Annotated in this window: 7 protein-coding genes; 3 read left to right on the plus strand and 4 right to left on the minus strand. The window is 75.3% G+C overall.

What is annotated here, in order from left to right; translation table 11 throughout:
• The first annotated feature begins 59 nt into the window (after window positions 1-59).
• Window positions 60-2,183 carry a putative bifunctional diguanylate cyclase/phosphodiesterase gene (locus ACYVKY_RS15960; RefSeq protein ID WP_460435972.1) on the plus strand — a complete coding sequence of 708 codons (2,124 nt, stop codon included), beginning with the start codon at window positions 60-62 and terminating at the stop codon, window positions 2,181-2,183.
• On the opposite strand, the gene mnmA is transcribed toward ACYVKY_RS15960, so the two are convergent.
• Genes mnmA through ACYVKY_RS15980 form a run of 4 tightly spaced genes read right to left on the minus strand, consistent with a single transcriptional unit; the run spans window position 2,180 to window position 6,223 of the window.
• Entirely contained in the window at window positions 2,180-3,259 is a 1,080-nt protein-coding gene (mnmA, locus tag ACYVKY_RS15965) for a tRNA 2-thiouridine(34) synthase MnmA (RefSeq protein WP_460435973.1), read from the minus strand. The genes ACYVKY_RS15960 and mnmA overlap by 4 nt on opposite strands.
• Window positions 3,256-4,437 (minus strand): cysteine desulfurase family protein, encoded by a 1,182-nt coding sequence (locus ACYVKY_RS15970; protein WP_460435974.1) that lies wholly within the window; start codon window positions 4,435-4,437, stop codon window positions 3,256-3,258. Before ACYVKY_RS15970 ends, mnmA begins: the two co-directional genes overlap by 4 nt.
• Before the next feature lie 20 nt (window positions 4,438-4,457).
• Entirely contained in the window at window positions 4,458-5,414 is a 957-nt protein-coding gene (locus tag ACYVKY_RS15975) for an electron transfer flavoprotein subunit alpha/FixB family protein (protein WP_460435975.1), read from the minus strand.
• A 29-nt stretch (window positions 5,415-5,443) separates the two neighbouring features.
• On the minus strand, window positions 5,444-6,223 hold the full coding sequence (locus ACYVKY_RS15980; protein WP_460435976.1) for an electron transfer flavoprotein subunit beta/FixA family protein: 780 nt from the start codon (window positions 6,221-6,223) through the stop codon (window positions 5,444-5,446).
• Window positions 6,224-6,399: 176 nt separating this feature from the next.
• On the opposite strand from ACYVKY_RS15980, the gene ACYVKY_RS15985 reads away from it, so the two are divergent.
• Window positions 6,400-7,929, plus strand: a complete 1,530-nt coding sequence (locus ACYVKY_RS15985; RefSeq protein ID WP_460435977.1) for a 1,4-alpha-glucan branching protein domain-containing protein — start codon at window positions 6,400-6,402, stop codon at window positions 7,927-7,929.
• A complete protein-coding gene (locus ACYVKY_RS15990; RefSeq protein ID WP_460435978.1) occupies window positions 7,926-9,146 on the plus strand; it encodes a glycosyltransferase family 4 protein in 1,221 nt (406 codons plus the stop codon). Before ACYVKY_RS15985 ends, ACYVKY_RS15990 begins: the two co-directional genes overlap by 4 nt.
• Window positions 9,147-9,237: the final 91 nt, after the last annotated feature.

The following is a 9,237-nucleotide window of genomic DNA, read 5'->3' on the forward strand; positions in this document are numbered from 1 at the left end:
ACGGCCGAAGGAAGGGGAGCGGCCGGTCCCGGTCGTGACGCCGCACGCCCGGAGGGCCGATGTCGACCGCGACAGCCGACGAGCTGGTGGCGGCCAACCACGCCCGGAACCGCCCGCAGCCGCCGGACCCCGTCGGGTTCTGGCTCACCATCTGGGGCGCTCCGGCGGTCGGCGCCGCCCTCGTGGCCTGGCAGCTCGCGGCCGGCGCCCTCCCGACGCCCGAGGACATCTCCGGCACGACCTGGCTCGCGCTCGGGGTCGCCGTCGTGCTGATCCTCGGCGGTGAGCTGCTGCCCGTGCTCGGTGTGAGGTTCAAGGACCCCACCGGCGTCTCCTGGTCGACCCCGTTCGCGTTCGCCGTCCTGCTGGCCTTCGGGGCGCTGCCCGCCGTCCTGCTGCTCGCCTCCGCCACCCTGCTGTCCGGTGCGATCGACCGGCACGCCCCGTTCCGGCTCGCCTTCAACGCCGGCCAGTACGCCCTGTCGCTGTTCGCCGCCGCGGGCGTCATGCACCTGGCCGGCGTGCACGCCTCGCTCGCCGAGCCCTGGTACCCCTCGTCGCTGCGGGACGTGCTGCTGTGCCTCCTGGCCGGTGTCGCCTACTTCGTCGTCAACGAGGTCGTCGTCAGCTACGTCGTCGGCCAGATGGTCGACACCTCGTTCTGGGAGGAGTTCCGCTCCACCCTGAAGTTCGAGATCTCGGTGAACGGCGCGCAGCTCGCGATGGGCCCGATGGTCGCCGCGATGCTCGCGGTCTCCCCCCTGATGACGGTCCTGGCGGTCATCCCGGTCGCCGCGATCCACCTGTCCGCCGCCGGCCAGATGGAGAGCGCCTGGGCCGCCGAGCACGACGACCTCACCTCGCTCGCGAACCGGTCGAAGTTCAACGCCACCACCCGCAAGGCGCTGCGCGCCCTGGCCGAGTCGGCCGACCCCACCCGCGGGCTGGCGGTGCTGCTGCTCGACCTCGACCGGTTCAAGGAGGTCAACGACGTCCTCGGCCACGCGACCGGCGACCTCGTGCTGCAGGAGGTCGCGACCCGGCTCAGCGACGCCCTCCCGGACGCCGAGCTGATCGCCCGGCTCGGCGGCGACGAGTTCACCGTCCTGCTCGAGGCCCCCGACGCCGCGACCGCCCTGGAGGCCGGTAACCGCATCGTCGAGCACCTGCGCCGCCCGTACACCCACGACGGCGGCCACCTCATCGACATCGACGCCAGCGTCGGCATCGCCCTGGCACCCACCCACGGTCGCGACCTCGAGACGCTGCTGTCCCGCGCCGACGTCGCGATGTACCACGCCAAGCGCGAGCAGCTCGGCTGCTTCGTCTACGACTCCAGCTCGACCGCCGGGTCGGTCACCCGGCTCGGCATCCTCGGCTCGCTGCGGCGCGCGCTCGAGCTGCAGGAGCTGTACCTGCACTACCAGCCGAAGATCGACGTCACCCGACGCCGCCTGGTCGGCGTCGAGGCCCTCGTGCGCTGGCGCCACCCGTCCGGCGTCGACGTGCCCCCGGACGAGTTCATCCCCGCGGCGGAGCAGTCGGGGCTGATGCCGCAGGTGACCGACGCCGTCCTGGAGATGGCGCTCACCCAGTGCGGCGAGTGGGGCCGGCACGGCCTGCAGATCCCCGTCGCCGTCAACGTCTCGCTGCGCGACCTGCTCGAGCCCGACTTCGTCGCCGAGGTGTCGACCAAGCTGCGCCGCCACCGCATCCCCGCCGCGCTGCTGACCCTCGAGGTCACCGAGCGCGTGCTCGCGAACGACCTCGACCAGGTGCGCGTCGCGATGGCGCAGCTCACCGCGCTCGGCGTCGGCCTGTCGATGGACGACTTCGGCACCGGCTGGTCGTCGCTGCTCATGCTGCGCGACCTGCCGGTCACCGAGGTCAAGCTCGACCGCTCCTTCGTCAGCCGCGCCACCGACTCCGAGATGGACGAGGCCATCGTCGCCAAGGTGGCCGAGCTCGCCCACGCGCTGCGGCTCACCGTCGTCGCCGAGGGCGTCGAGACCGGTGAGGTGCTCGACCGGCTCGGCGTGCTCGGCTGCGACCAGGCCCAGGGCTGGCACGTCGCCCGCCCGATGGCGGCCGACGCCGTGGTCGAGTGGTGCGCCGGCCTCGAGGACCCGCTGCACCCGCTGCGGCTGCCCCGGCAGAAGGTGCAGCCGGTCGCCGGCTCCTAGCGCGTCGTCGCGGTGAGCGTCCCGCTGCCGACCACGCGGTCGTCGTCGTAGAGCACCAGGGTCTGCCCCGGGCTCACCCCCGTCAGCGCGCCGTCGACGTCGACCCGCAGCGCCCCCTCGCCGGCGGCCACGACGGTGCACGGCACCGGCGTGCCGTGCGCGCGCACCTGCGCAGCCAGCACCGCGCCCGGTGCGGGCACCTCCCCCAGCCACACCACGGCCTCGGACGCCTCGACCTCGCGCACCGCCAGCTCGGACGCCGCGCCGACCGTCACCGTGTTGCGGACGACGGACACCTCGAGCACGTAGCGCGGACGCCCGTCCGGCGCCGGCGTGCCGAGCCGCAACCCGCGCCGCTGCCCCACCGTGTACCCCTGCGCGCCGTCGTGCGTCCCGACCTCGCGCCCGTCGGTGTCGACCACCGGACCCGGCTGGCGCGGCAGGTGCCGGTCGAGGAAGCCGCGCGTGTCACCGTCCGGGATGAAGCAGATGTCGTGGCTGTCGGGCTTGGCGGCGACGAACAGCCCTCTCGCGCGGGCCTCCTCGCGCACCGCCTGCTTCGACGGCGCGTCGCCCAACGGGAACAGCGCGCGCCGCAGCCGGTGCGGCGGCAGCACCGCGAGGACGTAGGACTGGTCCTTGGCGGAGTCGGCGGCGCGGTGCAGGGTCGGCGGGACGCCGGGCACCACCCGCGCGTAGTGGCCGGTCGCGACGGCGTCGAAGCCGAGGGCGACCGCCTTGTCGAGCAGCGCGGAGAACTTGATCCGCTCGTTGCAGCGCACGCACGGGTTCGGGGTGCGTCCGGCCGCGTACTCGGCGACGAAGTCGTCGACCACCCGCTCGGCGAAGTCCTCGGCGAGATCCCAGACGTAGAACGGGATCCCGAGCACGTCGGCCGCGCGGCGCGCGTCACCGGCGTCCTCGATCGTGCAGCAGCCGCGCGCGCCGGTGCGGCCGGTCGCGGGGTTGCGCGCGAGCGCCATGTGGACGCCGACGACGTCGTGCCCGGCATCGACCGCCCTCGCCGCGGCGACCGCGGAGTCGACGCCGCCGCTCATCGCAGCGAGCACCTTCACCGCGCGCGACCCGCCAGCCCGGCGCTGCGCGCGCGCTCGACGACGGGACCGATCTCCTCGACCAGGGTCTTCACGTCGACGTCGGTGGAGGTGCGGCCGAGGCTGAACCGCAGCCCGCCGCGCACGTGGTCGTCCGGCACGTCCATCGCGAGCAGCACGTGGCTCGGTTGCGGCACCCCGGCCTGGCAGGCCGAGCCCGTGGAGCACTCGATGCCGCGGGCGTCGAGCAGGTAGAGCAGAGAGTCGCCCTGGCAGCCGGGGAAGGTCAGGTAGGCGTTGCCGGGCAGCCGTCCGGCACCGAGGGGTGCGCCGCGCAGCACGGCGTCGGGCACGGCCTCGAGGACGCCGGCGACGAGCCGGTCGCGCAGGGTCGACACCCGCTCCGCCTCGGCGGCGAGGTCGGCCACCGCCTCCTCGACCGCCACCGACAGCGCGGCGACCGCCGGGGTGTCGAGCGTGCCCGACCGGATGCCGCGCTCCTGGCCGCCGCCGTGCAGCACCGGGGTGACCTCGAGGCCGGCGCGGACGACGAGCGCACCCGCACCCACCGGGCCGCCGAGCTTGTGGCCGGACAGCGTGAGCGCGTCGACGCCGCTCGCGGCGACGTCGACCGGCAGGTGCCCGACGGCCTGCACGGCGTCGGTGTGCACGGGGACGCCGTGCGGTGCGCACGCGGCCACGACGTCGTCGACCGTCTGGATCGTGCCGACCTCGTTGTTCGCCCACATCACCGAGACCAGCGCGACCGAGCCGGGGTCGCGCTCGACCTCGGCCCGCAGCACCTCGGTGTCGAGCAGGCCCTGCCCGTCGACCGGGATCCAGACCAGCTCGGCGTCCTCGTGCTCGTGCAGCCAGACGGCGGGGTCGACGACCGCGTGGTGCTCGACGGCGCTCAGCAGCACGCGGCGGCGGCGCGGGTCCTGCGCGCGGCGCGCCCAGTACAGGCCCTTGACCGCGAGGTTGTCGGCCTCGGTGCCGCCCGCGGTGAGGACGACCTCGTTGGGGGCGGCGCCGATCGCGGCGGCGATGCGCTCGCGCGACTCCTCGACCACGCGGCGCGCACGGCGTCCCGAGGTGTGCAGCGACGAGGGGTTGCCCCCTGCCGCCAGCTCCTCGGTGAGGACCTGCACCGCGCGCGGGTGCGGCGGGGTGGTCGCCGCGTGGTCGAGGTACGTCACGACCAGAGTCTAGGTCGGGCTCAGCCCTTCGACTTCTCGACCGCCTCGGTGGCCTGCGGCAGCACCGAGAACAGGTCGCCGACGACGCCGAAGTCGACGAGCTCGAAGATCGGCGCCTCCTCGTCCTTGTTCACCGCGACGATGGTCTTGGACGTCTGCATGCCGGCCCGGTGCTGGATCGCACCGGAGATGCCCGCGGCGACGTACAGCTGCGGCGAGACCTGCTTGCCGGTCTGGCCGACCTGGTTGGCGTGCGGGTACCAGCCGGCGTCGACGGCCGCGCGGGAGGCGCCGACGGCGGCGCCGAGCGAGTCGGCGAACGCCTCGACCGGGCCGAAGTCGCCGCCGGTGCCGCGACCGCCGGAGACCACGATGGCGGCCTCGTTGAGGTCGGGGCGACCGGTGCGCTCGCGCGGCTTGCGGTCGGTGATCTCGGCCTGGGTGGCGGCCTCGGACAGCGAGACCTGCACGGCCTCGGTGCTGGGCGAGCTGTTGACGGCCTCGGGCGTGGCCGAGTTCGGCTTCACCGTGATGATCGGCGTGCCGGTCGTGACCTTGGCCTGGACGGTGTACGAGCCGGCGAAGACCGACTGCGTGGTGACCGGGCCGCCGTCGCCGGCCTGCACGTCGACGGCGTCGGTGATCAGGCCCGAGGAGGTCTTGATCGACAGCCGGGCGGCGATCTCCTTGCCCTCGCTGTTCGAGGGGATCAGCACCGCGGCCGGCGAGGTCTGCTGCACCAGCTGGGCGAGCACCTCCGCCTTCGGGGCGACCAGGTACTTCGTGACCTGCTCGTCGTCGACGGTGTAGACCTTCTCGGCGCCGAACTCGGCCAGCGCGGCGGCCGCCTGGTCGGCGCCGGAGCCGATGAACACGGCGGACGGCTCGCCGAGGCGGCGGGCGATGGTCAGCAGCTCGGACGTGGTCTTGCGGACGGCGCCGTCGACGTGGTCGACGAGGACGAGGACCTCAGCCATGGATCTGGATCTCCTTCTCGCTCAGGCGCTCAGACGAACTTCTTGGACACGAGGAACTCGGCGAGCTGGGCTCCGCCGTTGCCCTCGTCGGCGACGACCTTGCCGGCCTCGCGCGGGGGGCGTGCCGCGAACGACTCGACGGTGGTCCAGGCCGCGGCCTGGCCGACCTCGCCGGCGTCGACGCCGAGGTCGGCGAGCGACCACGTCTCGAGCGGCTTCTTCTTGGCCGCCATGATCCCCTTGAACGAGGGGTAGCGCGGCTCGTTGATCTGGTCGGTGACGCTCACCAGCGCGGGCAGCGTCGCCGTGATCGTCTCGGTCGACGCGTCGCCGTCGCGGCGGATGGTGACCGCGCCGCCGTCGACACCGAGCTCGGACGCGAACGTCACCTGCGGCAGGCCCAGCCGCTCGGCGACCATCGCGGGCACGACGCTCATGGTGCCGTCGGTCGAGGCCATGCCGGTGAGGACGAGGTCGGCGCCGCCGATCTTCTCGATCGCCTTGGCGAGCACCAGCGAGGTGGCGGGGGCGTCGGAGCCGGCGATCGCGTCGTCGAGCACGTGGACGCCGGAACCGGCCCCCATCTGCAGCGCCTTGCGGACGGCGTCGCCGGCCTGCTCGGGCCCCATGGTCAGGGCGACCACCTCGCCCTCGGACGCCTCGACCAGCTTGAGGGCCTCCTCGACGGCGTACTCGTCGAGCTCGGACAGCAGCCCGTCGACGCCCACCCGGTCGGTGGTGTTGTCGGCCTCGAACGTGCGGTCGGCCTGGGCGTCCGGGACGTACTTGACGCAGACGACGATCTTCATGGTCGGACAGAGCCCTCCTGAGTCGGTGTTCTCCCGGGTCAGCCTGCCACCGGGGCGGGGTGGCGCACCTGCCGGGTGAGCGAACGCACACACAGGTTACCGACGGGTAACAGGCTGGCTCCACCTGGACGGGCGTGACGACGGGCACACGCGTGGCCGTCAGTACTGTGCGGGCCGTGCGGCGCGACGAGGTGGGGACGCTCTGCGTCGTCCTGCACTCCCACCTGCCGTGGGTGCTCGGGCACGGCGCCTGGCCGGTCGGCGAGGAGTGGCTGCACCAGGCCTGGACGCGCAGCTGGCTGCCCGTCACCGACGTCCTGCGCCGGATGGCCGACGAGGGCCGGCGCGACCTGCTGACCCTCGGCGTCACGCCGGTGCTGGCCGCCCAGCTCGACCACCCGATCGCGCTGCGCGAGGTGCGCACCTGGACGGCCGGCTGGTCGCTGCGCGCGCAGGAGGCGGCGGCGCGGCGCGAGCCCGCGCTGCGCGCGCTCGCCGCGCGCGAGTTCCGGGCCGCGGCCTGGACCTCGGCGCAGCTCGAGGGCCCGTGGCGCGCGGGCGGCTCACCCGTGCTCGCCGACCTCGCCGGACGCGGGGCCGTCGAGCTGCTCGGCGGGCCGCTCACCCACCCGTTCCTGCCCCTCCTGGACGACGCGCTGGCCGGCCTCGCGCTCGACGCCGGCCTGCAGGACGCCGCCTGGCGGTCCGGACGGGCGCCGGCCGGCATCTGGTCGCCGGAGTGCGGCCACCGGCGCGGCCTGCAGCACGCCTACGCCCGGCTCGGCGTGCGCCACGCGGTCTACGACGAGGCCACCGTGCGGGCGTCCGGCCACGGCGTGCACGCGGGGTTGCGACTGGCGGGCACCACGGTGCGGGCGGTGGGCCGCGACCTCGGGGTCACCGACCTGGTGTGGTCGTCGCGGTCGGGGTACCCGACCGCCCCGGTCTACCGCGACTTCCACGACGTCGACGTCGCCTCGGGGCTGCAGCTGCGCGCCGTCACCGGGACCGGGAGCGAGAAGCGCTGGTACGAGCCTGCTCTCGCCGAGGCGCAGGTGCAGCGCGACGCGAGGTCGTTCGTGGCGGCGGTGCGCGACCGGCTGCTCGCGGTCCGGGCCGCGCGCGGCTCGCCGGGGCTGGTCGTCGTCGCCTGGGACACCGAGCTGTTCGGGCACTGGTGGCACGAGGGGCCCGCCTTCCTCGAGGCCGTGCTCCGGCTGCTGCCCGCGTCCGGTGTGCGGCTGGCGACGCTGGGTCGTGCCCTGGACGACGGGCTCGTCGACGGCGAGGTCGACCTCGCCGACGGGTCGTGGGGGGCCGGCAAGGACTGGTCGGTCTGGGCGGACGGACCGGCGAGACCCCTGGCGGACGAGGGGTTCTGGGTGCAGCGACGGGTGCTCGACGTGCTCGGGGCCGACCCCGACCTGTCGCGCGGGCGGCGCCCGGACCTCGACCAGCTCGTCCGGCAGGCGCTGCTCGCGCTGTCGAGCGACTGGGCGTTCATGGTGACCCGCGACCAGGCGGCCGACTACGCCCGCGAGCGGGCCGCGCGGCACCGCGACGACGTGCACCGGCTCGCGGCCCTCGTCGAGGCGGGCGAGCCGACCGACGCCGAGGTGGCGCGGCAGCGCGCCGCCGACGACCCGTTCCCGTGGCTGGACGCCCGTCCGCTCGCGCGCCGCTGGCTGAGAGGGTGGCGCCCGTGAGGGTGCTGCACGTGACGTGGGAGTACCCGCCGGTGGTCTACGGCGGGCTGGGTGACCTGCTCGCGACGCTCGCGCCGGCGCAGGTGCTGCTGGGGCACCAGGTCGGCGTGCTCGCGCTGGCGCACGACGTCACGACGGGCGCGCCCGTCGACGTCGGCAGCGCCCCCGTCGACGCGGACGGCGTCCGGGTCCTGCGCGTCCCGCTCGCCGGTGCGCCCACCGGCCCGTGGTCGGGTGAGGACCTGCTCGCCGCAGCCGGTGCGCTCGCCGACGCCGCTGCCGGCGTCGCGCGCTCGCTGCCCGCGGCCGAGGGCGACGTGGTCGTGCACTCGCACGACTGGATGACCGCCGACGCCGGCCGCGCGGTGGCCGAGTCGGTGGGCGCGCGCTGGGTGCACGCGGTGCACGCCACCGAGTTCGGACGCCGGCACGGGCGACTCGACGCCGACCTCCCCCGCCGGGTGCACGCCGCAGAACGCGCTGCGGTGCAGGCGTTCACGACGTCCGGCGGGCGCCGCCCCGACGTCGTGCTCGTGCACTCCGAGGCGATGCGCACCGAGGTCGTCGGCGTGCTGGGCGCCGACCCGTCGCGGGTGCGGGTCGTCCCCGCCGCGGTCGACGCGACCCGGTGGGCCGCTCCCCCGGCCGACGTCGAGCGGGCGCGCGGGCTCTGGGCGGCCGACGGCGCCCCGCTCGTGGTCTGCGCCGGGCGGCTGGAGTGGGAGAAGGGCGTGTCGACCGTCCTGCGCGCGCTGCCGGCGCTCGCCCGCCGGCACCCGCGCGTCCGGCTGGTCGTGGCGGGCACCGGGTCGTACGAGCCGGTCCTGCGCTCGCTCGCCGACGAGCTCGCCGTCGGCGACCGGGTGACGTGGACGGGCCGGCTCGCGCACGAGCCGCTGCGGGCGCTGCTCGCCCTCGCGTCGGGGGTGGCGGTGACGAGCCGGTACGAGCCGTTCGGCCTGGTGGCGCGCCAGGCGCAGGCGGCCGGCACGGCCGTGGTCGTCTCGGACGTGGGCGGGCTGGCCGAGGCGGTCGAGCACGACGTCAGCGGCGTGCTGGTCGGGCAGGGCGACGTCGACGACCTGGCAGCGCAGCTGGGTCGGCTGCTGGCCGAGCCGCGCCGCGCGGCGGCGCTCGGCGAGGCGGGTCGCGCCGCCGCCCTCGCCCACGGTCCGGACGCGATGGCGCGCGAGGTGCTCGAGGCCTACGGCACCTGATCGACGACCGCGGCCCTGGCCCGCTCGGCGGCGGCCCGGTGCTTGCGGTCCATGTCGGCGAGGGCGGCCCGGCGGTCGGCGTCGGCCCCCG

It is taken from the genome of Angustibacter speluncae, from assembly GCF_054777815.1.

Coding starts and splice junctions, on each gene's coding strand:
- ACYVKY_RS15960 (WP_460435972.1), top strand. CDS start 60: ATGTCGACCGCGACAGCCGACGAGCTGGTGGCGGCCAACCACGCCCGG.
- ACYVKY_RS15975 (WP_460435975.1), bottom strand. CDS start 5,414: ATGGCTGAGGTCCTCGTCCTCGTCGACCACGTCGACGGCGCCGTCCGC.
- ACYVKY_RS15980 (WP_460435976.1), bottom strand. CDS start 6,223: ATGAAGATCGTCGTCTGCGTCAAGTACGTCCCGGACGCCCAGGCCGAC.